The sequence below is a fragment of the Pseudomonas japonica genome (genome assembly GCF_900188455.1).
Taxonomy (GTDB): domain Bacteria; phylum Pseudomonadota; class Gammaproteobacteria; order Pseudomonadales; family Pseudomonadaceae; genus Aquipseudomonas; species Aquipseudomonas japonica.
Window position 1 is genome coordinate 1 of the sequence record NZ_FZOL01000003.1, and the last position, 22,717, is coordinate 22,717.

General features: G+C 64.7%; 22 protein-coding genes. 2 read left to right on the top strand and 20 right to left on the bottom strand.

Annotated features, from left to right (window positions below; all coding sequences use genetic code 11):
* Positions 1–189 precede the first annotated feature (189 nt).
* On the top strand, positions 190–7,380 hold the full coding sequence (locus CHB99_RS04655; RefSeq protein ID WP_212555903.1) for a LysM peptidoglycan-binding domain-containing protein: 7,191 nt from the start codon (positions 190–192) through the stop codon (positions 7,378–7,380).
* Positions 7,377–8,093 carry a hypothetical protein gene (locus CHB99_RS29405; RefSeq protein ID WP_141137241.1) on the top strand — a complete coding sequence of 239 codons (717 nt, stop codon included), beginning with the start codon at positions 7,377–7,379 and terminating at the stop codon, positions 8,091–8,093. Before CHB99_RS04655 ends, CHB99_RS29405 begins: the two co-directional genes overlap by 4 nt.
* A 736-nt stretch (positions 8,094–8,829) precedes the next feature.
* Here the strand turns inward: CHB99_RS29405 and CHB99_RS04665 are convergent.
* The 20 genes from CHB99_RS04665 to CHB99_RS04760 are packed head-to-tail and all read right to left on the bottom strand — an operon-like array spanning position 8,830 to position 22,716.
* Positions 8,830–9,549 carry a sigma-70 family RNA polymerase sigma factor gene (locus CHB99_RS04665; RefSeq protein ID WP_042128453.1) on the bottom strand — a complete coding sequence of 240 codons (720 nt, stop codon included), beginning with the start codon at positions 9,547–9,549 and terminating at the stop codon, positions 8,830–8,832.
* A gap of 10 nt (positions 9,550–9,559) precedes the next feature.
* The gene (fliP, locus tag CHB99_RS04670) at positions 9,560–10,285 is read right to left on the bottom strand and encodes a flagellar type III secretion system pore protein FliP (protein ID WP_042128456.1); all 726 of its coding nucleotides are present in this window, start codon (positions 10,283–10,285) and stop codon (positions 9,560–9,562) included.
* Between the two features lie 56 nt (positions 10,286–10,341).
* Positions 10,342–10,701 (bottom strand): flagellar biosynthetic protein FliO, encoded by a 360-nt coding sequence (locus CHB99_RS04675; protein ID WP_245655653.1) that lies wholly within the window; start codon positions 10,699–10,701, stop codon positions 10,342–10,344.
* Complete coding sequence (locus tag CHB99_RS04680) at positions 10,698–11,003, bottom strand: FliM/FliN family flagellar motor switch protein (RefSeq protein ID WP_042128458.1); 306 nt, start codon at positions 11,001–11,003, stop codon at positions 10,698–10,700. The genes CHB99_RS04675 and CHB99_RS04680 overlap by 4 nt, the downstream gene beginning before the upstream one ends.
* Before the next feature lie 19 nt (positions 11,004–11,022).
* Positions 11,023–11,754, bottom strand: coding sequence for a FliM/FliN family flagellar motor C-terminal domain-containing protein (locus tag CHB99_RS04685; RefSeq protein WP_042128460.1), 732 nt, complete (start codon positions 11,752–11,754; stop codon positions 11,023–11,025).
* Between the two features lie 3 nt (positions 11,755–11,757).
* Positions 11,758–12,942 carry a flagellar basal-body rod protein FlgF gene (gene flgF, locus CHB99_RS04690; protein WP_042128462.1) on the bottom strand — a complete coding sequence of 395 codons (1,185 nt, stop codon included), beginning with the start codon at positions 12,940–12,942 and terminating at the stop codon, positions 11,758–11,760.
* A 10-nt stretch (positions 12,943–12,952) separates the two neighbouring features.
* Positions 12,953–13,369, bottom strand: a complete 417-nt coding sequence (locus CHB99_RS04695) for a flagellar hook assembly protein FlgD (RefSeq protein ID WP_042128465.1) — start codon at positions 13,367–13,369, stop codon at positions 12,953–12,955.
* On the bottom strand, positions 13,369–14,148 hold the full coding sequence (locus CHB99_RS04700; protein ID WP_042128467.1) for a hypothetical protein: 780 nt from the start codon (positions 14,146–14,148) through the stop codon (positions 13,369–13,371). Before CHB99_RS04700 ends, CHB99_RS04695 begins: the two co-directional genes overlap by 1 nt.
* Entirely contained in the window at positions 14,138–14,599 is a 462-nt protein-coding gene (locus tag CHB99_RS04705) for a hypothetical protein (RefSeq protein WP_042128468.1), read from the bottom strand. Before CHB99_RS04705 ends, CHB99_RS04700 begins: the two co-directional genes overlap by 11 nt.
* The gene (locus tag CHB99_RS04710; RefSeq protein ID WP_042128470.1) at positions 14,589–15,935 is read right to left on the bottom strand and encodes a FliI/YscN family ATPase; all 1,347 of its coding nucleotides are present in this window, start codon (positions 15,933–15,935) and stop codon (positions 14,589–14,591) included. The genes CHB99_RS04705 and CHB99_RS04710 overlap by 11 nt, the downstream gene beginning before the upstream one ends.
* A complete protein-coding gene (locus CHB99_RS04715; protein ID WP_042128472.1) occupies positions 15,919–16,644 on the bottom strand; it encodes a FliH/SctL family protein in 726 nt (241 codons plus the stop codon). The genes CHB99_RS04710 and CHB99_RS04715 overlap by 17 nt, the downstream gene beginning before the upstream one ends.
* On the bottom strand, positions 16,637–17,086 hold the full coding sequence (locus tag CHB99_RS04720) for a hypothetical protein (protein WP_042128474.1): 450 nt from the start codon (positions 17,084–17,086) through the stop codon (positions 16,637–16,639). The genes CHB99_RS04715 and CHB99_RS04720 overlap by 8 nt, the downstream gene beginning before the upstream one ends.
* 3 nt (positions 17,087–17,089) lie before the next feature.
* Positions 17,090–18,484, bottom strand: coding sequence for a flagellar basal-body MS-ring/collar protein FliF (fliF, locus tag CHB99_RS04725; RefSeq protein WP_042128476.1), 1,395 nt, complete (start codon positions 18,482–18,484; stop codon positions 17,090–17,092).
* Positions 18,485–18,487: 3 nt separating this feature from the next.
* Positions 18,488–18,793, bottom strand: a complete 306-nt coding sequence (gene fliE / locus CHB99_RS04730; protein ID WP_042128479.1) for a flagellar hook-basal body complex protein FliE — start codon at positions 18,791–18,793, stop codon at positions 18,488–18,490.
* A 1-nt stretch (position 18,794) separates the two neighbouring features.
* Positions 18,795–19,190: a flagellar basal body rod protein FlgC gene (locus CHB99_RS04735; RefSeq protein ID WP_042128480.1), complete on the bottom strand. Its 396-nt coding sequence runs from the start codon at positions 19,188–19,190 to the stop codon at positions 18,795–18,797.
* Positions 19,191–19,192: 2 nt separating this feature from the next.
* The gene (locus CHB99_RS04740; RefSeq protein WP_042128482.1) at positions 19,193–19,570 is read right to left on the bottom strand and encodes a flagellar biosynthesis protein FlgB; all 378 of its coding nucleotides are present in this window, start codon (positions 19,568–19,570) and stop codon (positions 19,193–19,195) included.
* Between the two features lie 9 nt (positions 19,571–19,579).
* Positions 19,580–20,689 (bottom strand): flagellar basal body P-ring protein FlgI, encoded by a 1,110-nt coding sequence (locus CHB99_RS04745; RefSeq protein WP_042128484.1) that lies wholly within the window; start codon positions 20,687–20,689, stop codon positions 19,580–19,582.
* Positions 20,686–21,264, bottom strand: a complete 579-nt coding sequence (locus CHB99_RS04750; protein WP_042128486.1) for a flagellar basal body L-ring protein FlgH — start codon at positions 21,262–21,264, stop codon at positions 20,686–20,688. The genes CHB99_RS04745 and CHB99_RS04750 overlap by 4 nt, the downstream gene beginning before the upstream one ends.
* Positions 21,251–21,940: a flagellar basal body P-ring formation chaperone FlgA gene (gene flgA, locus CHB99_RS04755; RefSeq protein WP_042128488.1), complete on the bottom strand. Its 690-nt coding sequence runs from the start codon at positions 21,938–21,940 to the stop codon at positions 21,251–21,253. Before flgA ends, CHB99_RS04750 begins: the two co-directional genes overlap by 14 nt.
* A gap of 2 nt (positions 21,941–21,942) precedes the next feature.
* On the bottom strand, positions 21,943–22,716 hold the full coding sequence (locus tag CHB99_RS04760) for a flagellar hook-basal body protein (protein WP_052419525.1): 774 nt from the start codon (positions 22,714–22,716) through the stop codon (positions 21,943–21,945).
* Between the last annotated feature and the right edge of the window lies 1 nt (position 22,717).

Consider the following 22,717-nt stretch of genomic DNA (forward strand, 5'->3'; position numbering starts at 1 on the left):
GCCGCCGGCAAATCCCTGGGCTGGACCGGCCTGGATCCGGCGAGCCTGAACCAGGCCGAGGCGAAGGGCGGTCAGAGCCTGGCTGACTACAAGCGCATCGTCGCCGAGGGGACGGCACCGCCAGGCGCGGCGACGGCGCAGGTACTGATTCGCAAGAACAACACCCAGGCCGGGCTGGGCGAATCGAGCTTGCTGGCGGTGCGTCCACGCTTCGAGGCGGTGCCGGTCACGTCGAGTGCGGACGACCGGGTGACCCGCTACGTCTATGACGCCCTGGGTCGCCAGCGTTTCAGCGTCGATGCGCTGGGCTATGTCAGCGAACGCAAGTACGACGCGGCGGGCAATGTCATCGAGGAAACCCGCTACGCCAACAAGCTGCAGGGCTCGCGCGATGTGGCGGCGCTGCGGAAGCTGGGCATCAACCAGCTGAACAACGCTTCCTTCGGCAACCCTGGCAGCAATGGGTTGCCGGCAGGCTGGGGGCTGTTCAACTGGCAGGCCAACGCACAGGCCCAGGTTAACCCGGCACAACTGGAGGCGCTGCGGCCCCAGGATGCGGGCAGCGACAATATGGCCTGGTTGTATCAAGCGGGTCGTAGCGCGACGGAGGATGCCTACAGCGAGCTCAGCCAGTCGGTGGGTCGGATCACACCGGGTCAGCGCTACGCCTTCTCGGCGTATACCGCCGTTCAGGGCGCCACGGCCTGGGCGATCATCAGCTGGTTCGATGCCGACGGCAAATCCCTGGGCTGGACCGGCCTGGATCCGGCGAGCCTGAACCAGGCCGAGGCGAAGGGCGGTCAGAGCCTGGCTGACTACAAGCGTATCGTCGCCGAAGGGACGGCGCCGCCAGGCGCGGCGACGGCGCAGGTACTGATTCGCAAGAGCAACACCCAGGCCGGGCTGAGCGAATCGAGCTTGCTGGCTTTGCGTCCACGCTTCGAGGCGGTACCGGTCGTGGCGAGCTCGGATGACCGGGTGACCCGCCATACCTACGACGCCATCGGTCAGTTGAGACGCACCACCGATCCTTTGGGTTACAGCGAGTCCTACACCTACGACGTGGCCGGAAACCGTACCAGCCTGACCAACAAGAATGGCCAGACCTGGAACTACCGCTATGACCAGGCCGGGCGGTTGCTCGAAGAGATCACCCCGACGCTCTGGCTTTCCAGGATGGACAGCAACGGCCATGGCACTGGCCAGTCGGTATCGCTGGTCACCCGCTATGGCTACGACGCCTTCGGCAGTGTCATCAGCCGCAGCGAGGGCCGTCTGCGCGCCACCGTCGACAGCGACCCGGCCCTGGATGATGTGAGCCAGGCGCGGACCAGCACCTTCGGCTATGACGCCCTGGGTCGCCAGGTCCGTATTACCAGCCCGGGCTGGTACGACAAGGCCAGCGGGCAGTACCAGCAGAACAGCGGCGCCGGCAGCTTCCAGGTCACCACCGAAGTCACCTACGACGCCCTCGGCAATGCCGTGCGCAACCGCGTGCGGGTCAACAACACGGGTGTCGCGGCCACAGATTTCGTCGACAGCTTCAAGGCCTACGATGTGCTGGGCCAGGTGCGCTACGAGGTCGATGCGCTCAAGGGCGTGACCGCCTACGAGTACGACGGCTTCGGCCAGTCCGTGCTGACCCGGCGCAATGCCTTGCCGCTGAATGCGGGGGTGCCCGCCAGCGGTTACTACCAGGTGGGTGACTTCAACGCCAGCAGCTCACCGTCCAGCCCCGGCAATGACCGCACGATCATCACCCGCTACGACCGCCTCGGGCGCAAGACCGAAGTGCAGCAGGACCTGGTCAGTCTCTATGCCTTCACCGGCAACGTCGCCAACTCCAGCGTGAAGAACGTTGCACCCGTCAAGGTCTACAGCTACAACGCCTTCGGCCAGGCCATCCGGGAAACCCTGCTGGCACGAGATAGTGGCGGTAACTCGGTGATGGAGCAGATCAGCACCGTCAACTACTACGACCAGGCTGGCCAACGCATTGGTACGGTCGATGCCCTGGGTTACTACACCCGCCTGGAGTACAGCGGCAGTGGCAAGGTCAGTCGTCAGGTGGAATACGCCACGGCGCTGAGTGGCTGGAGCGAAGCGGCGATCCCGTCGGCAGCGACCAGCGCCAGGGACCGCAGCGTGCGTTTCGTCTACGACGCCGCCGACCGGCTGCTGCAGACGGTGCGGGAGAACGCCACTTACTGGCAGCAGAGCTTTGCCCCCAACGCCGCCCGGGCGACCATGACCCAGGTTACCGGTGATGTGGCGGTCAGTCGCAACACTTACGATGGCGTCGGCAATGCACTGACCCTGACCGATGCCCAGGGCAACGTCACCACGACCACCTACAACGCCCTCGGCCAGGTGGTACAGGTCACCGAGCCGGCGCGCCATGCCGCCCGTGCCGGCGCCGCCAGTCCGTTCGACAACGCCGTGTACGAGTCGCCGACCACCGTCTATGGCGTCAACGCCTTTGGCCAGGTGGTCTATGAACGGCGTGATGCAGGAGCCGGCCAGGCGGGTCTGACGCAGCTCACGCTGACGGCGTTCGATGCTGCCGGGCACATGATCAGGGAGTTCGATGCGGCCGGGTCGGCGCAGAGCTTCAAGGTGGATGTCGCGGGGCGGCGGATCGAGGAGACCCGGCAGATCCAGACCGAACTCACCGGCTGGCGCTCCAACAACCAGACATTGCGCCGCACCTTTGCCTACGACAGCCTCGGCCAGCAACTGAGCACCAGTGACTGGTACGACAACGGCACCAGGAGCACCACCAACTCGGTGCTCTACAACCGCTTCGGCGAGGTCACCGCCGAGCTGCTCAACGGCAACTACAAGGCGAGCTATGTCTACAACCAGCTCGGCAATGCCATCCAGCAGACCAATGCCCAAGGGGTGACCAGCCTTGCCTATGACCTGACCGGCAAGGTCAGCCGCAGTACACAGCTTGGCGATCTCAACAGTGTCGCCGATGACCGCATCACCTACGTGCGCAACGACCTGCTGGGCCGTGTGCTGGAGCAGCACCTGCCGGCGTTCGTGGCCAATGTCAACGTCGACACCCTGAACGCCGTCAACCTGACCCTGACCCTGACCACGCCGATCATCCGTCAGACCAGCGACCGCTGGGGCAATGTGCTGAGCCGTATCGATCCGCGTGGCTATGTCACCCTCTACAGCTACGACCAGAACAATCAGGTGCTCACCGAGACCCTGCCGGTAACCGACATTCTGCGCGAGAACGGCAGCAGCTACCGGGCCAGTCTCATCCACGAGAAACGCTATGACGCGCTGGGGCAACTGATCGAGGAGGCGGATCTGCTCGGGCCGTACAGTGGAGTTGTCGGCAGTACGCTGCTGCGCACCCGTCAGCATGTCTACAACCAGGCCGGAGAGCTGGTGCGGGATATCGATGCGCTGGGGGCTTCGCGGTATTACGCCATGGATGCCAATGGCAATCGGGTCGGTACTCGCGATGCGTTGGGCGTTGTCACGTTCGACGGCTACGACGCCATGGACCGGCATACCAGCCATGGCATCGTGCGCAATGGCCAGCGGATCACGCAGTTGACCAATCGATATGACCAGGCGGGGAGGCTGTATGCGCAGATCAACGGCACCACTACGGTCACCGAAAGCCTGACCAGCACGGCCAGTGCCGATGGTTCCAGCGCTATTGCCGGGGTGGCCGGGAATACCCGGTTCACCGTGTTCGACGAGCGCGGGAATATCGTGCAGACCCGCAATGAGTCGAATATCCAGAGGACCTTCACGTTCAACGAGGCCAACCGCAAGGTGGCGGAGACCGATGGGCTGGGGGCCAGCCTGACGTGGACCTATGACGAGGCGAATTACGGGCGGTTGAAGGTGCGCAAGTATCTCTCCGACCAGTTGTTCAACTATACGTACAACGGGTTCGGCCAGGTCGTGAAGGAAATGATCACGGCCGTCTCGGAAGGTAACAGCCTCGGTATCAGCAATCGTACCTACACCTACTTTGCCAATGGCCTGGTCAAGAGCGTCCGTGACGATTCGCTGATAGTGGCCAGCGGCGATTCCATCTGGTCGGTCGGCAATTACGAATATGACCAGTCAGGCCAGAAAGTGCGGGACTACACCCAGTCCTATCAGAAAACCAGTTACTTCCTGGGCGGTGAATTGTCGGGCCGCACGGAGGTTCGCTACAAGCTGGATGAGGGTGGCAGGCTCAGGGAAGTCAAATCGCCTGCTGGAAAGGAAATCGTTGGGGGATTCAATGCCTCCGCAGTGACCGCGCGGGTCGATATGTTGAGGTATGACTATGACGAGTTCGGTAACAGACGTCGTGTCTATCTCGATACGACCAACCAGTCAGGCGGCCGGACGGTAATCGATGACTGGTACAAGTACGACCTGGAAGGGCGGGTACTGGTGGGCAAGGGGTTCATTGCCGGCGGAACCGTCGTCGCCGGAAAGTCCGCGGGCAAGGCGAAGGGTTATCTGACGGCCTACGATGCCGCTGGGAGAAGGCTTGCCTCGGAGGAGTGGAGCAGTTCGATCACCGGCGGCGAGCGGTACATGCGCAGTACCTACAGCTACAACGATCTCGGCCAGGTACTGGAGGCCCGGACCGCGATGACAACCCGGGCTGCTGGAGCTGATGCTTCCGCGGCAGTCACCGCCGTGGACGCGGAGAAGATTCTGTTCAGAACGGCCTATGACGATCTGGGCAACCGTACCAGTCAGATGACCTACAGCAACAACAGCCCGACAGAGCGCACGACCTACAGCTTCCGTGGCGATGGGCAGTTGATCAGCCAGCTGGTTTATAAAATATCCAATGGTGTCGAACGAAAGTCGCAGGCCAACTATTTCGGCGAAGCCGGAATGATCGATGCTGCTGGTAATCAGCGCAGCTATCGATATGTGGTCTATGGCGCCAATGGCGTGACTGTCAGCTATCGCGGAAAGTACGTCAGAACTTTCGCTGGCTATGATGTTTACAAGGAAATGAACATCGAGGTGACCACCAGCATTTCCAGCACGCCCGGATGGACGTCGACCATTTCCGACGAGCGTGGAAATGCCAACTGGATAATGAGTTACAACAGCTCCATCCTCAATCAGGGGTTTGCCGCCAATAAAGAAAATCAGCTGACTGTCCGTTCGGACACTACCAATAATCGGGCACAGAGCTACCTGTACTACCAGGGCGCGGCGCTTGCAAACGTCGGTAACCTCAGTGCCGCGCAGATTACCGACACTCTGGCCCCGGTATCCGAGGAATATCCAGGCCGTACTCCGGGTAACTATGTGGTCAGCCAGGGCGACACCCTGGCCAGCATCGCCCAGACGGTCTGGGGCGACTCGAAGATGTGGTACCTGATCGCCGACGCCAACGGTATCGATCCGTCCAAGGCGCTGGTCGCTGGCGACAGCATCCGGATTCCCAACGTCGTCAGCAGCACCCACAACGACGCGACCACCTTCAAGCCCTACAACTCCGGTGATGTGATTGGCGATACCACGCCGACCCCGGTGTTCCCGCCGCCGCCGAAGCCGAAGAAAAAGAAGTGCAGCGGTATCGCCGCCGTAGTGATGGTCGTGGTCGCAGTGGTCGTTGCGGTCTACACGGCTGGCGCGGGAGCTGCGGCGTTCGCCTCCGCTTCGTCCGCAACTGTGGGTGCGGCTGGAGGATATGCCGCAATTGGTACCGCAGCGCTTACAGGTACTGCTGTTGCGGGCATCAGTACGGGGGCGCTGATCGGCGGAGCGATAGTCGGCGCTGCTGTTGGCAGCGCTGCCTCGCAGTTGGCCGGTATGGCGATGGGCTCCGTTGACAAATTCTCATGGCGACAGGTAGCGGCCAGTGGGGTGACGGCGGGAATTGCCTCAGGGGCGGGAGCACTGGCGGCAACTGCCGAAGCTGGCTCCTGGGCCAAAACAGCGTCTGACGTTATGCGGGCCAAGGATGCTGTTGGTTACTCCACGCTCGGGATCTTCAATTATGCGACGAGCCAGGTTGCGAGTCGTATCGTAGGTCTGGATGCCTCATTTAGTTGGGGAGGGGTGGCCGCATCGGCGCTGGCCGCCAATATCAGTGGGCGGATTGTCCAGCCCGGAGTAGGAGGGTTGATTCTCCGGGGGCAGGTAGCGGCCCATGCCAATGCCTTTATCAAGGACAAATGGTTCGGTGGTGACAAACCGGACTATTCCAGTGTGGCTGCGGATGCTTTCGGTAATGTGCTGGCCAATTTCGCTTTTGGCGCTGCGGACACCTTCCGGCGGTTGGCCGCGACTAACTCCCGTTACCTGACTTCATCGCTCCAGGGAGGAGAGGCGCTGGAACTGCCTGCAACCCTCATTACCCCCGAGCCTGATGAGCCGGTGTTCGATTTTGATGCCGGTAGCTATCCATGGTTTGTGGCTGGTGGCAATACAGGCCCGGATGTTCTCGATGTACTGCCCGAAGCGGTGACGGTTTCCAGCTACAAGAGTGTTCTGGAATGGTCTGGTGGTGCGAGGGCCTCTATGCGTTCCGTGCTTGACCCGCTTGTGAAAACTGCGGATAGCGGGGTGGGAGTGATGTCCTTGCGAGTCGCCCGCGGTATTTCAAATGCGGCGTTTGATCTGGTTGACAGTTCTGCGGTCGTGGCCGGGCTGATGACCGATACGCAGCTTCGTGGGCAGGCGCTGGAAGGTCTGTCGCAACTTGGCAGCGAGATCTGGAACAACCCTGGCGGTGTGCTTGAGAACACTGTTACTGCGACAGAGCTCTATCTCAGGGAGACGGATGGAGCGCAGATCGCTGAAGACAGTGTGCGTTTCCTGACTGCCACACTGGTGGGTGGTGTAGCCATGCGAGCGACCACCGATGTGGCTGGCTCGGTAGTGCGTGCTGGGGTGAAGCAATATCGTCATTCGGTCTACGTGCCTCCTGCGGTGGCTCGAAGTACGCTTGGCGGCGGAGTCTACATCCCTAGCATCGGGAAATGGATAAAGACCGTCACCAGCGAGATGAGCGAAAGTGTTCAGGGTAAACCGTATCTTAACCCCCTGAATAATGAGTGGACGCTTCCCGAGAAAGGAGTCGTATTGGCGGTTGACCATACTTTTCCGGTTAACCGGATAAAGGCCCTCGATGGCTTTGATCTGTTGACCAAGGAACAGATGACAAATATTATTCAGGACAAAATCGGGCTTGGGAATTTGCGTGGCATGCCGCAAAATCTGAATCAGTCAAAAGGCAGGAGTCTTGATTGGCAGCACTATAAAGGCCAGCGCCTCAATGAGGATTATATTCGGGATCTGGCGGATGAGCAGAAAGATATCATGCTTAGGATTATCAAGCAGATTCGTGAATATAACTCGCAAAATTACAGGCTTGGGCAATGACAAGTATTGATGATTATGACTTTGTCTGCTCTTCAGGGGCGGAGTTGAATAGTGTAGTGAAAAAATTGCTTCGCCCCGAACTGGCACGAGGGTTGGGAAAGTCAGTAAGTGATTTGTTTCCCGCATTTGCGAATGCCTTTCCCCTCACGGTCCAGATTATGGAGAAATTGTGGCCAAGTCCGGTTGCGGCATTTAGAAGGCCTAGAACCGTTTGGTTTTCATATCTTGTAGCTTTTCGCCAGGATGGAAACCTTTTCTTCAATATGAATCTGGCCGAGCAGGAAATCGACGGACCACTTTTTGAGAAGTATCGAAACATGCTTCCTGAGCAGTGGGTGGAGAATTATCGATATTTTAACTCTTTTGTCGTTTCCGATAGGGGACTGATGCCGTTGACATGGATTGATACTCCGTTCAGCAGCGAGACCAGGCTACCTCTGGAGGAATACAGGCAGAACTTCAGCTTGCAGAAATCTAAAGTCAGAAAGTTTAGGGATGACGTTGGCTCGTCGCAGCTGACTTGCTGGTTGTTGACGAGTGCTGGCGATGCACTTTTTCTTGATGAGCAGCGATGTGACAAAAAAGTCTATCATGTGAGGCATAACGACTTTGAAAATTATTTTGTGATTGAAAACCCTGGGGTGATATTGGATGGATATTTAGCTCACTGCCTTGAGTTTCAATCACCAGATGGTTTTGATTTTAGACGGTGAGCCTGATGTATGCTGCTGATTGCTATGTTGCGCGGTCAGGCACTAAATTGCTGTAAGAGATGAGTATGGACATTGCCGCTAGCCTGGACCGGGCGGCTGCCTACTAGCAATACCGCTGCCATACCCTTAAATGTGACGTCTAGTGCTTTCGCAGCGGCAGGAGACTTATTGGAGTCGAGTGGTGCTGAACGGGTGCTTGACGCCTCGATAGGTCTTCCGGTGATTGGAGTTGAAGCGCTTACTACTAGGGGAATAAGGTTAAATGCCTTATTTCTAGTGAGTTGAAGGTTGTCTGTAGGGGTAAGTCTAGTGAATATAAGTAATAGATTCGACTTGGCTGCCGCTCTTTTGAGTGCTGGCGTTAGGCCTGCCGTGTTTAGTGTTGATGGGGAAAGGGATTTGGCGTTGTGCATGGAAGAAGTTGGGGGAGGGTGGGAGGTTTTTTACTTTGAGCGAGGTGGTAGGTCAACTCTTGGTGTTTTTCCGTATGAAGCCAGTGCTTGTGAGTTTATGTATGATTCGGTCATGAATGATCCAACTTCATTTATATGATTTTGGTGCGGGCGCAGGTTGTTTCCTGCAAAGGCGGCGTTCCAGAAGATGGGGTTGTGCCGGGCTCGGAAATATACAGCTACGCTCTCGCTCGCTCAACTTTTTAAAGGGGCGAACATGGATCGGGAAATGTATGACTTTCAGGTTTTGAGCGAGGGCGCTGCCAGCGCAATTCGGTCAACCCTCACCATTCCCATCCCGCCCCCATACCCTCAACCCCCTGCCGAATCCTCTTCAACGCCTGCCCATGCAACTGCGACACCCGTGATTTCCCCACCCCCAGCAACTCCGCCAACTGCACAAAACTCAACTGCTGATAGTAGTGCCCCACAATGATCTGCCGCTCCCGCTCCGGCAGGCGTTCCACCAGCAGGCTCAGGCTCAGGTCATTGTCCTGCTGTACATAGGCGTTGAGCGGGTTGTTGTCCGGTGGCGTTTCATCGATCACCCCCAGTTCGAGGAAGTAACCGAAGGCCAGGTCCACGGCGCTGTTGACCACCAGTTCCAGGTCGCTGTCGGTATCGCTGAAGCGGTCTTCACTGCTGAGCGCGGCCAGGCGATCGCGGCTGACGGGCCGCTGGTCCTTGATGTACGCCGCCAGTCCCTTGATCACCGCGCCCTTGAGAAAGGGCTCGGCATAGGTGCGGAAGCGCACCTGGCGCAGCGGGTCGAAGCCATCGATGGCCTGCAGCAACCCCTGCGACGTGAGGCTGAGGTAGTCGTTCCACTCCGCCAGCGGGTGCGGGTAGCGGTTGTAGAAATAACCGGCGACGGTGCGCGCCCAGGGCGCGTGGTGGAAGAACAGCCGCGCCCGGGCATCCGCCGAGCGCAGCGCCTGCCATTCGCGCCACAGCGCCTGTTCTTCGTCGTTCGCCGGGGTGAACGGCGCTTGCATCGGGTCCATGTGGCGACAGTCAGGCGACGCTGCGAACCAGGGTCTGGGTGATCAGCCCCCAGCCATCGATCAGCAGGAACAACATGATCTTCAACGGCAGCGAAATGGTGATCGGCGGCACCATGATCATGCCCAGTGACATGAGGATCGACGAGACGATGATGTCGATGATCAGGAACGGCAGGAAGATCATGAAGCCGATCTGGAAGGCGATCTTCAGTTCGCTGAGCATGAACGCCGGCACCAGGTGCACCGGGTTCAGCTGTTCGACCGTGGCGGGTAGGGGCGCTTTGGCCAGTTCGTGGATCAGGCGCAGGTCGGACTCGTGGGTCTGCCGCACCATGAAGTCGCGCAGCGGCACCCAGCCCTCGGTGGCCGCCTGCTCCAGGGTGGCCTGGCCGGCCATGAAGGGTTTGGCCCCGGCTTCGTAGGCGCTCTGCAGGGTCGGGGTCATGACGAACAGGGTGAGGAACATGGCCAGCACGATCAGCACGATGTTCGGCGGCGTGGTCTGCAGGCCAAGGGCATGCCGCACCAGCGACAGGACCACGATATTGCGGGTGAAGGTGGTCAGGGCAATGACCCCGAACGGCAGCAGCGACAGCAGGGTCAGCAGGCTGAACACGCTCACCGGCGAACCCAGGGAGGTGGCGGCGAAGCTGTCCCAGGCGGCGGTTTCGCCAGCAGCGAGGGTCGGGCCGGAAACGAGGCAGAGCAGGGCAATCAGAAGGCGGCGGCTGAGCATGGCGAATCGCTGGTGGCAAGGTGATCGGAAAGTGCTGCACGCGACATGGCGGAGGCTCATGGCGTGGATGCGGGTGCTGTCGGCGCCTCGGCGCCGAGCCGGGTGACCGTCGCCCCGGTCGGGGTCTCGGTGATCAGCAGGCGTTCGTCGGCGGCCTCGACCAGGTACACCCGGGTACGTGGCGACAGGCGCAAGGCCGCGCTGCAGTGCAGTTCGGCGCGCTCGCCGCGGGCCGTCATGGCGCCGCCGCCACGCCGGCTGTACCAGCGCAGTACCAGGTACACCGCCGCCAGCAGCAGGGCGGTGAGGGCCATGACCTTGATGATCAGCAGCAGCGAGATCGGGTCGTCCTGGCGCAGCGGCAGGGCCGCCGCGCTGGCGATCAGCGGCTCGGCGGAGGCGGTGCCGGCGCTCACAGGATTTCCGTCAGCTGCAGGCCGAAGTTGTCATCCACCGCCACCAGGTTGCCACGGGCCACGGCCTTGCCGTCGAGGCACAGGCGTGCCGGCTCGTTGACCTGCTGCAGCAGCTTGACCACGTCGCCGGACTTGAGGGCGAACAGTTCGTCCACGGTCATCTCGGCGCTGCCCAGTTCCACGGTCAGTTCGACCCGGACATGCTTGATCAGGCCCAGGTCGCGCTTGATCAGCGGCGCCAGGGTACGGTTGTCCACCGGGTGGCTCTCTTCCAGTTCGATGGGGTCGACGACGGTCGTCATGCTTGTGTTCTCCGTAAAGTCATTTAGTCAGTTGCAGGGCCAGGCGGTCCTGCTGGCGGGCCAGGTAGCCCTTGGCGAGGACGTCGCCGGGCTCGCTGGCGAGTGTCAGTGGCTGGTCGAGGCGGGCCTGGGCGCGCAGGACGTCGCCGGGGCTGAGGTCGTCGATATCGCCCAGGGCCAGTTCGGTCAGCGGCAGTTGCAGGGTCAGGCGCACACGGGCGCCGCCGATGGCCTGCTTGCGCTCGACCAGGGCAGGCGGTGCCGCCAGCGGCGGCAGGGCGGCATCGAACAGTGCAGCATCCAGCAGGCAGTACAGGGCGTTGTCGCCCAACTCGATGCGCAGCAGCGCGCGGGGGCCCAGGGCCGCGCCGGGGGCCTCGGGAGCGGCCGCGCTCAGGTCCTGCACCGGCGCCTGGCCGAGGGCCTGGAGCAGGATGTTGACCAGCGCCAGACGAGCTTGCTCCAGCAGGTGCGTGGCGCTGGCGTCCTCCGGCAACTGTCCGGCATGGGTGCCGAACACCGCGCGGCGCCAGCTGTCGGCATGCCGTCCGGCGATGTGCAGGGCGCCATGGGGGCTGGTGGCGCGCAACCAGTGCAGAGGGGCAGGGTCGAGGGCCTGTTCCGCCTGGCACTCGATGCTCCAGGCGTCATCAGCGAAGCACCATTGCTCGCGCCAGGCCTCGACCTGCGCCGGCAGGGTGTCGCGTGCGGCGGCCAGGCGGCTGGCGCCGAGAAATCCGAGAAGTCGCATGGCTCAGCCTCCGCGGGTGCCGTTGTAGAGTTGTTCGATCATTTCGTTGGACACGGTCATCACCCGCGAACTGGCCTGGTAGCCGCGCTGGATGATCAGGATGTCGCCGAATTCCTGGGCCAGGTCGACGTTGGACAGTTCCAGGTAACCGCCCTGGATCCGCCCGAAACGGCCCTCGGTGGCGCGGCCGAACTGCGGGTGCAGTGAATCCGGGGCGCGGTACAGCGACTTCTCGCCGGCGATCAGCGCGGCGTTGTCGTCGAAGTCGGCGAGGACCAGCTGGCTGCCTTCACGCTTCTGGCCACTGGCGTAGGTAAGGTTCATCACGCCTTTCTCGTCGAAGGCGTAGCTGCTCAGGCCGGAGACCGCGCTGCCGTCAACCACCTTGGCGGTCAGGGTGTGGCTGGGGCCGCTGGCGACCTGGGACGCCAGGTTGTAGCTGCCCGGGTTGCCGAAGTCGAGGACCACGGCCTGGCCGCTGCCGCTGTTCAGCAGCGGTACGGTCAGGGTGTTGTAGCCCACCTCCGGGCTGCCATCGATGCCGAAGGCGATGGTGCCGGTGCTCAGCAGCGAGCCGGCGGCGTTGCTCACGTCCACCTGCCAGCTGTTGCTGGAAACGGCCGTGGACTGCGGGGTGAACTTGATGGTCAGCTTCTGGCTGGCGCCGGAGGCGTCGTAGACCACCACATCCTTGATCTGGTGAGTGGCCTCGGTGGCGCCGCTGCGGGCCAGGGTGCCGATCATCTCGACCTTGGTGGTCGGCGTCGGCGGCAGGGTACGGCGCTCCTTGATATTGATGTCGCCACGGTTGCCGGCGGCATCGATGCCCTGCACGCGGAACTGGCTGATGGTGTCGACCAGGTAGCCGTCCTTGTCGATCTGGAACTGCCCGGCGCGGGTGTAGAAGGTTTCCTTGTTGTCGCCCTGGAGCACGAAGTAGCCGGCCCCGGTGATCGCCGCGTTGGTGTCGTTGCCGGTCTGCCGGGTGTCGCCGGCCTTGGTCCGCACTTCGGTCCCGGCGACGCCGGCACCCAGGCCCTGGCCGTCCTGGCCGTTGACGCTGCGGAAGAAGGTGTCGCTGCCGCGGTAGCCCGGGGTGTTCATGTTCGACACGTTGTTGGAGACGTTGTCCAGACCCTTGGAGAACGCCAGCAGACCGCTGATGCCATTGAAGAATGCTTGCAGCATTGTCGCCTCCTCAGACGCGGACCAGTTTGACCTGGGCCATGCGCACGTCCGGCAGGACGTTGCCGTTGCTGTCCTTGATGGTCAGCACGGGCCCGGACAGGGAAAAGGAAATGGCCGAGACCGAGCCGACCACCGACTCGCCGGACTCGGTGGTGACTTCCACCTGGCGTCCGAGCAGGCCGAGGGACTGCGCGGTGGCGTTCATGGTCACCAGGTTCTCGGTGTTCTCGTTGGTCACGCGGGTCTGTTCGAGGTTGGCGAACTGCGCCATCTGCGCCAGGAACTCGCGGTTGTTGATCGGTTCCAGCGGGTCCTGGAAGGTCAGTTCGGTGAGGAACAGCTTGATGAAGTCCTCCTGCCCCAGGCGACTCTGGCTCAGCTCGGAGGTGGTGGAGTTCAGTGCATTGCCGATTGCGTCGATGGCCATTACCAGGCATCTCCCTGAAGGCGTGAAAGAGGCTCCCGTTGCCACACGGGTTGTCCGTTGATCCAGATCCGTTGTGCGTCGACGCCGCTGCCGGGCAGGCGCCGCAGCAGTTCGGCGAGCAGCGTGCGTTGTTCGTCCGCGTCCAGGTGATGGTCGCGAATCAGCAGTTCCATCCCGTTGCCCCGGGGCAGCAGCAGGCAGTTGCGCTCCGGCCACTGGCGCGCGGTCCAGGCGTTCATCTGTTCGTCCAGCGCGGCGAGGGCGTCGCTGCCCTCCGCGGTGTTGGTCGCCACCGGCAGCGATACGACGCTGCTTTCGGCAACGTCGGCCGGCGCAACGGGGGCGGGCGCCTGCGGCCGTGGCTCAGCCTGGTTCGTCGGCAGGGCGGCGAACACCGTGCCATGGGCCTTGTACGCCGCTTCGGCACTGGCCCGCAGCGCCGACGGGACATGGGACAGGTGGCTGCCGGCGCGCAGGCCCAGCTCGTACAGCTCCAGGCCCGGGTTGTGCTGCGGGCGTTGCCCGTGGTTGCGCCGCGGGTCGCGGGGCGGGAGGGAAGACTGCTGCGCGGCGAGCCGATCGTGCGCCGCGCTGTCCTCGCGCGGGACGTTGTCGTTGGCGGACGGCTGGCGTTCGCCTGGCTGTTCATGCGGGGCATCCTGCTGGCGATCCAGGCCCAGCCGGTTGCTGAAGTCGTTGCTGCCCATGGCCGGCTCCGGCGTGGGCGTGGTCTGATTCCGCGGCAGGTTCCACAGCGATACCGCGACCTTAAAGTCCATGGGCGGCCCTCCGTGCCTGTTGGCTGTCGAATACGTCGATGCTTTCCCGGTGCTCGCGGACCTGGCGCAGGGCTTCGGCGATCCGCTGGCAGGCCTTGTCGGCCACGTCCTGGTTGACCTTGCACTTGAGCAATTCGGCCAGGGCCTGCTGCTGCACGGTCTGCGCCTCGACCAGGTCCCGACGCCGCGCTTCGATCCGCGCATGGGCGGCCTGTTGCGCCAGCAGGCGCTGTTCGTGCTGCGCCGGATCGAAGCGCGCACCGGCACGGGCGTGCTGCCCCAGGCGTTCGAGGATCTCGTGGTAGTCGGCCTGCTCCAGGTCGAACCGCTCCTGTGCCTGGCGCAGGGCTTCGCGGCTGCGTTCATGGAGCCGATCGGCCTTTTCCCGCTGCATGACCCGCAGGCGCCGGGCGGCCTGAAGCTGGTGCAGGGTGCGTGGATCAGGCTGCATGGGCGTTGCCTCGGGTCAGGCGCTGGGCCAGACGCTGCAGGGCCTGCCAGGCCTTTTCGGTCGGGCAGTGTTCGTCCGGTGTCTGCTGCAGCAGGGCATCCAGTTCGGGCTTGAGTTCGATCATCAGGTCGATGACCCGCTGGCTGCCTTTTTCGTAGGCGCCCAGTTCGATCAGGTCTTCGCTGTTGCGGTACACCCCCATGGCGCTGCGCACGCTGTCGACCGTGCGCTTCTGCTCGGCGTTGCGCAGGGCCCCGGCCAGGCGACTGATGCTGTTGAGCACGTCGATCGCCGGCCAGTGGCCGCGGGCGCCGATGTTGCGGTCGAGGACGATATGGCCGTCGAGGATGGCGCGCATATGGTCGGCCACCGGTTCGTTCATGTCGTCGCCCTCCACCAGCACGGTGTAGACCCCGGTGATCGAACCCTGGCCGCGCAGGTTGCCGGCCCGTTCCATCAGTGGCGGCAGCAGGGCCAGCACCGACGGCGGATAGCCGCGGCTGCCCATGGGCTCGCCGGTAGCCAGGCCGATCTCCCGTTGCGCCAGGGCGAAGCGGGTGATCGAGTCCATGATCAGCAGCACCTGCTTGCCCTGGGCGCGGAACCACTCGGCGATGGTGGTGGCGGTATAGGCCGCCTGGCGCCGCAGTACCGCCGGCTGTTCGGCTGCGGCGGCGATCACCACGGCCTTTTCCAGGCCGCGCGTGCCGAGGCTGTCGCGAATGAAGTCGCCGACTTCACGCCCGCGCTCGCCGATCAGGGCGATGACGATCACGTCGGCTTCGGTGTGCTGGCTCATCATCCCCAGCAGGGTGCTCTTGCCCACGCCGCTGCCGGCGAAGATACCCATGCGCTGGCCACGGCCCAGCGGCATGAACAGGTCCACCGCCTTGACCCCGGTGGCCAGCGCGGTATCGATGGGCGCGCGGTGCAGCGGGTTGATGGGCGCCACCAGGCGCGGCAGGCGTTGCAGGTCGTCCGCCAGCGGGCGGTCGTCGAGCGGTTGGCAGGTGGCATCCAGCACCCGACCGAGCAGGGCGTCGCCCACCGGCACGCTGTAGGCTTCGCCGCGGGCTACCGCCTCGCTGGCCAGGCTCAGGCCGTCCACGCTGCCATAGGGCATCAGCAGGGCATGTTCCTGCTGCAGGCCGACCACCTCCGCGACCAGCGGCGTGCCGCCCTGCAGCGGGAGGATGTCCACCAGTTCGCCGAGATGCACGTCGAGGCCGGAGGCTTCCAGGACCATGCCGCGGATCGCGCTCAGGCGCCCGGTGCGCCGGCAACTGCGGGTCTCGGCCAGGCGCGCCAGGGCGCGCTGTTCAAAGCCCTGCCACACGGTCGTCTCCCAGCAGCGCGGCGCGGATCGCGTCCAGTTGTGTGTCCAGCCCGGCATCCAGGCGGCCCAGGCCGTGATCGATCAGGCAACTGCCGACCTTGGCCTGCGGGTCGAGCTGGAAGGCAGCCAGGGCCTGTTCGTCGTCGAGCAGGCCGCGCAGGCGGGCATGGTCGCTGGCGCTGACGCGGATGCGCAGCGGCTCGCCGAGGCGGTATTCGTCGATGGCCTGGGCCGCCAGGTCGGCGACCAGAGGCCGGGAAGCGGCGTGCTGGCCGAGCAGGCGGGTGACCACCGACAGCGCCAGGCGCGCGGCCACCGGCTCCAGGGCCTGGAGCAGCTGTTGCCGTTCCTGGTCCAGTGCGCGGGTCAGCTCGCCCAGTTGCTGGCCATGCTGCTCCAGGCGCTTGTCGAGGGCGGCTTCCTGTTCCTTCGCCCGTCGCGTCAGCTCCTGTTCGCGTTGCGCGAGGGCCTTGGCGCTGTCTTCGCGGGCGGCGGCCAGGCCACGCTGGCGGGCTTGTTCTTCCAGTTGGGCCAGCTCCGCGGCAAAGGCCTGACGCAGGCCGGCGAGGGTCTGCTCCCGGCTTTCGCTCGGCTGCGCTACGCTGGGTGCCGCGGCCTGCGGAGTGTGCAGGCCGGGCAGGCGCCGGCCGGCGGAGCGTTGTTCCGGCTGGCGCAGGATGCTGCTGGATGGCGCTTCGCGTTCAGTCATGGCCAGGCTCCCGTTCGCCGAGGTGGCGGCTCATGCACTGGGCCAGGGCCGGTGGCACCGTGCCGGCGCTGAACAGGCTGTCCCAGCGGCGTACCGTGGCCGCATTGGGCAGCCCATCGATGAGCTTGCGGCGCTGGTCCTTTTCCCGCAGTTGCAGGGCCAGGGCCGCCCAGGCCGGATGCCCGGCCCTGCCCAGGGCCGCCACGCCTTCGTCGGCCATGGGCGGCTGCACGGGACGCGCCGCGCCCTGGCTGGTCAGTTCGGCCATCACCGCATTGACCACCGAGGGATCGCTGGCCAGGCCCAGGGTTTCGATTTCCTGCAGGAGTTCATTGACCTGCCGGGCCTCGTCGGCAGCCAGCTGGCCGAGGATCCAGTCGCGGTCCTCGGCATGGATGCAGGCCAGGCGGATCGCCAGTTTGCGCAAGGGAGACGGGGTCATGGCTCAGCGTACCTCCGCCAGCCAGCGGCGCAGGTCCAGCAGCAGTTGCTCGCGCTCCACCGAGGACAACCGCGGCTGGCTGGCGACGACCACCCGGCGGGCGCGGCTGCGCGCGCTCAGCCAGAGCACCAGCAGGACCAGCGAGAGCAGGGCGGCGGCGGTGGCAACGCTCCAGCGCAGCCACGGGGCGTCGTTGTCACTGGCGACTGGGGCTTCGCTCGTTGTGGCCACAGGCGCGGCTGCCACCGCGGGTGCGGCGGCGACGACGGCCGCGGGTGCCGGGGTTGGCGTGCTGGCCGGCGAACGTGGCAGGTAGGCGATCACCAACTGGTCGCCGCGCTCGCTGTCCAGCCCCAGGGTGGCCTGCAGCAGGTTGCGCATTTCCTTCAGGTTGCTTTCCGCCAGTGGCGCGGCCAGGACCACGCCGGTGCTGATGCGCTCGATGCGGCCGGCGGCGTGATCGATCTCGGCGCGCTCCTTGCCGAGCATGAAGTCGCTCTCGCGCGTGCTCTGGCTGCGCTTGCTGTCGTTGCTGCCGCTGCTGCTCTCGCTGGAGCTGATTTCCCTGGAGTGACGCAGGGAATCCTTGCCGCCCAGCGGGGTCTCGCGCACCGACTTGACCCGATCGAAGTTCATCTGCACGCGCACCGACACTTCGGCGGCGTTGTAGCCCAGGGAGCGGGTCAGCAGCGTTTCCGCCTTGCGCCGCAGGTCCTGTTCGATCTGCGCGGTCAGGCGCAGGTGTTCGGGCTGCGCGGCGCTGCCGTCGGCGACGCTGAGCAGCTGGCCGTTCTCGTCCAGTACCACCACGCGCTCGGCGCTCATGCCTTCCACGGCCGAGGCCACCAGTTGCTGGATGCCGCGCACGCGCTGGCTGTCGAGCACGGCGTCCGGGCGCAGACGCAGGACCACCGAGGCCTTGGCCTGTTCCTCGGCGTGCTGGTACAGGCCGGTCTTCTTGAAGGTCAGATGGACCCGGGCGGACTGCACCTCGGAGGTGCTCATCATGGTCCGCGCCAGTTCGCCTTCCAGCGCGCGCTGGTAGTTGATCTTCTGGCTGAACTCGGACATGCCGTAGTCGGCCTGGTCGAACAGCTCGAAGCCGACACTGCCACGCCCGGGGATGCCGGCGTCGGCCAGGTGCATGCGCGCGGCGGCGACGGTGCCTTCTGGCACTTCGATCGTGCCCTCGCGGATGCGGTAGGGCAGTTGCCATTGGCCGAGGGTCGCGAGGATCGCGGCCTGGTTGGCCTCGCTGGTGTCCTTGTACAGCGCCGTCCAGCTCGGCTTGAACAGCCACCATACGGCGGCGGCGAAGCACACGACGATTACCGCGGCACCGGCGAGGAACAGACCGGAGCGTCCGGCCAGAGGAGAAGCCTGAGTATTGTTTTCCATGATTCAGATCTGCAGCCGGGTCAGTTCCTGGTAGGCATCCACCAGACGGTTACGGACTTCCACGGCCAGTTGCAGGGACAGCTTGGCCTGCTCCATGGCCATGACCAGTTCGTGCGGGGCGATGTTCTCGCCCACGGCGTAGGCCGAGAGCAGTTCGCTGGCGTGGCTGGTCTGGGCGCCGAGGCTGGCGGCGCCGGACATGAGCCGGGCGCTGAAGTCGGCGGCGTCGGCCTGCGCGGCGCTGTCCGGCGCGGCGATGGGCTGGCTGGCGTGCGGCAGCCAGTCGATGGGGGCAATTGCGCTGGTCATGTCACTTTCCGATTTCGAAGGCTTTCAGGTTCATCGCCCGCAAGGTGTTGTAGGCGCGGATATTGGCTTCATAGGCACGGGTCGCCGAGACCAGCGTGGCCATTTCCATGGCCGGTTCCAGACGCGGGTAGTGGACCATGCCCTGGCTGTCGGCGAGGGGGTGGCTGGGGTCCTGCTCGACCCGCGTGTCGTCGCCGGGCTGGGCCTGCACCGTCGGCGCGGCAAGGCCGATCTGCTCGGCGAAGGGCGTCGGCGGCGCGACCCGCAGCAACGGCGAGGCGTCGCCGGGACGGATCGCCACATTGGCGATCGCCAGGTTGTAGCTGGCCACCTCGGCGCGGGTACGCTCATAGGCCAGGCTGCCGCGCAGCACTTCGCTGATGTTGTCCAGTGGCATGCTCAACGACCTCCCTTGATTGCCAGCTGCATCAGGCCGAACTGGCGCGACACGCCATCGGCCAGGGCCTGGTAGCGGCCGCTGGCGGCGGACATTTCCGCCACTTCGCCGTCCAGCGCCAGTGGCGCGCTGGTGGGGATTTCACGCAGGTAGCCGGCGAGGTCCTGGCGGGCCAGGGCATCGAGGTTCTGCGCGAACAGGTTGTCGTCATGCAGGCTGCCGCGCACGGCCGCCAGGGCCCCGCCGACATCCACGCGCAGGACCGCAGCACCAGGCACGTTGGCCATGGCGATGTTCTGCGCCGTTGCCCGGGCGCGCAGTTGTTCGAGGTTCATGGCCAGACGCACGGCGTCCACCGCCAGGCCCATATCCGCTGACATCGCGACTCCTTATTGAATGATCAGCTCGGCGTGCAGGGCGCCGGCCTGTTTGATGGCTTGCAGTACGGTGATGATCTCGCGGGTGCTCAGCTTGATCCGGTTCAGCGCCTGGACCAGATCGCCGACCTTGGCGCCCTCGGCCAGTTGCACCGGCGGGAACTGCTCCTCGCGCACATCGATCTCGGTATCCGGGACCACCACGGTGCTGACGTTGGCTCCCGGACGGATCAGCGCCACTGGCTGCGACACCTGGAACTTGGTGCTGATCACCACGTTGAGGTTGCCCTGGGAGATGTTCACCTCGCCGAGGCGCACGTTGGCCCCGGCGACCACGGTGCCGGTGCGCTCGTTGACCACCACGCGGGCGGCGTAGTCCGGCGCCACCGAGAGGTTTTCGATGCGCGAGATCAGGCGCGGCAGGGTAGTGCCGGGGGTGACCGGGATCTCCACCTTGGCCGCATGGGCCACGCGCACCCCGGACAGACCACCCTGGCTGGTCAGGGTGTCGGCGATGCGCTGGGCGGTGGTGTAGTCCGGCTCGTTGAGGATCAGCACCAGGCGGTTCGGCGTGCTTTCCTCGCTGAAGGCCGAGCGCTCGACGCTGGCGCCGCGGGGAATGCGGCCCACCGTGGGGTGGTTCTTCTGCACCGAGTTGGCATTCGCCTCGAAGGCGAAGCCGCCTACCGACACCGGGCCCTGGGCCAGGGCATAGAGCTTCTCGTCCGGGCCGTACAACGGGGTCATCAGCAGGGTGCCGCCGAGCAGGCTGCGGGCATCGCCCAGGGACGACACCTCGACGTCGATCTTGTCGCCGGTCTCGCTGAACGAGCGCAGGCTGCCGGTGATCATCACCGCCGCGGTGTTGCGCGTGTTGAGGTCGTTGTCGGCGACGTTGACGTTGAAGTTCTTCAGGGTGTTGACCAGCGCCTGGCGGGTCGCGCGGTTGCGCTCGCTGTCACCGCTGCCGGCCAGGCCCACGACCAGGCCGTAGCCGATCACCGAGTAGTCGCGCACGCCCTGGATGCGTGTCAGTTCCTTGATCCGCACCTCGGCGGCCAGGACCTGGGTGGCGGACAGGCACAGGAGCAGGCCGGTCAGGGCGGCCGTTATCGATTTCATAGGATGCGCAACCACTTGAGGACCCGGAACACGATGTTCTGTTTCTGCGAATCGGCCACCACGCCGTCGCCGAGGATGTCGATCTGCGCATCCGCCAGGCGATAGGAGAGGACCGTGTTGTTGTAGTTGATGTCGTCGGGACGCACGAGACCGCTGATGCGGATCTGCTGCTTCTCGTCGTTGACCGTGACCATCTGCTCGCCGCTGACCCGCAGCAGGCCGCCGGGCAGTTCGTCGATGATGCGCACCGAGACATTGGTTCGCACCTGGCCGCTGCGGCTGGTCTGGCCGACGCCGTTGGTGTCGCCCTGCAGGCCCAGCGAGGCCTTGCTCGAATGGCTGTTGACGCCGGCCGTGCCGGAGATGCTGGTGGAGCTGTCGGCACCGGTGCCGGCGGCGCTCTGCGCATTGGTCGACTCGACCACCAGCACGGTGAGCATTTCGCCGATATGGTGGCCGCGGCGGTCGCCGGTCAGCGAGCGGTAGCCGTCCGGGTCGATCAGGCTCTGGGCGCTGGCCAGTGGCAGCAGGGCCAGGCACAGCAGGACCCCGACGGCGCGTTCAATGTTGCACATGCACTTCTCCTTTGCCGGCTACCACGGCCATCAGGCTCGATTCGGCGCCGTCCACCAGTACCGGTATGTTGTCGCCCAGCAGGCCCTGGCGCATGGCTTTGCCCTGGGTGCGCAATTGCAGCCCCGGGCCCTGCACGATCACCGCGACCGGGGCATTACGCCGCACCAGCGGTTCGCTCTGCAGGTGGCGCTTGAGCACGGGCATGCCGGCGTTGGCCGACTGGTTCAGCCACAGGCCGTCGAGGCGTGCGGGCAGGTCGTCGGCCAGCAACTGCAGGGCGGCGATATCGATGCGCTCGCGGCGCGGGTCGGTCTCGCTCACCGGCTGTTCGGCGCGGGCGTTGCGTCCGTAGACCCAGGCCTCGCGCCAGGCGCGGGCCTTGAACCAGACGGTGCTGGTCTGCGCCTTGCCGTCGCTGCAGCGGGTGCCCTTGAGCTCCACCGCCAGGCGGCTGCGCAGACTCTGGCCGAGCACACGCACCTGCACCGCCGCCAGCGCCGGCAGCTCGCCGATGGGGCTCAGCTCCAGTTGCGTGCCGTCCAGCGCCAGGGCCGCGCGGGCCTGGGCATCGACCTCGGCGAGCAGGCGTGCCTGGGCCTCGGCGGGGCAGGGGCCGCTGGCCCACGCGGGGCTGCTCAGCAGCAGGCCGAGCCAGGTCAGTCGCCGCAGCTTCATGCTCAGCGCCGCAGGTTGTTGATGGTTTCGAGGATCTGGTCGCTGGCCTGCAGCAGTCGCGCATTCATCTGGTAGGCGCGCTGGGCCAGCACCAGGCTGGACATTTCATCGATCAGGTTGACGTTGGACAGCTCCACGTAGCCCTGCAACAGCACGCCCTGGCCGTCATGCCCTGGCTCGCCGTAGAGCGCTTCGCCGCTGGCGGCGGTGGGGCGGTAGAGGCCGTCGCTGAGCTTGCTGAGGTTTTCCGCGCTGGCGAAGCGGGCCAGCTGGAGCTGGCCGACAGTGATCACTTCACCGGTCTCGGTGATGGTCGCCTGGACCTGGCCGGCCTGGTTGATCACCAGCTTGCCGGCATCCGGCGGCACGCGCAGGTCGGAGGTCAGCACCTGGCCGCTGCTCAGGGCCAGTTGGCCGTCGGCGTCGCGGTGGAAGCGCCCGGCGCGGGTGTAGGCCAGCTCGCCGGTGGGCAGGGCGACTTCGAAGAAACCGTCGCCCTGGATCGCCAGGTCCAGTTCGGCGCCGCTCTGGCGCAGGGTGCCGGGGCTGAACACCTGGGTCGCCGGCGCGGCCTGGATGCCGGCGCCGGCGGTGAGCATCTGCTGGGTGGCGCCGCTTTCGTCGCGTACCGCCACTTCGCGCACGCGGTCGTGGAACTCCACCTGGCTGCGCTTGTAGCCCAGGGTCTGCATGTTGGCGACGTTGTTGGAGATGGTATCGATCCAGGTCTGGTTGGCGGTCAGGCCGGAGCTGGCAATACTCAATGCATCGATCATG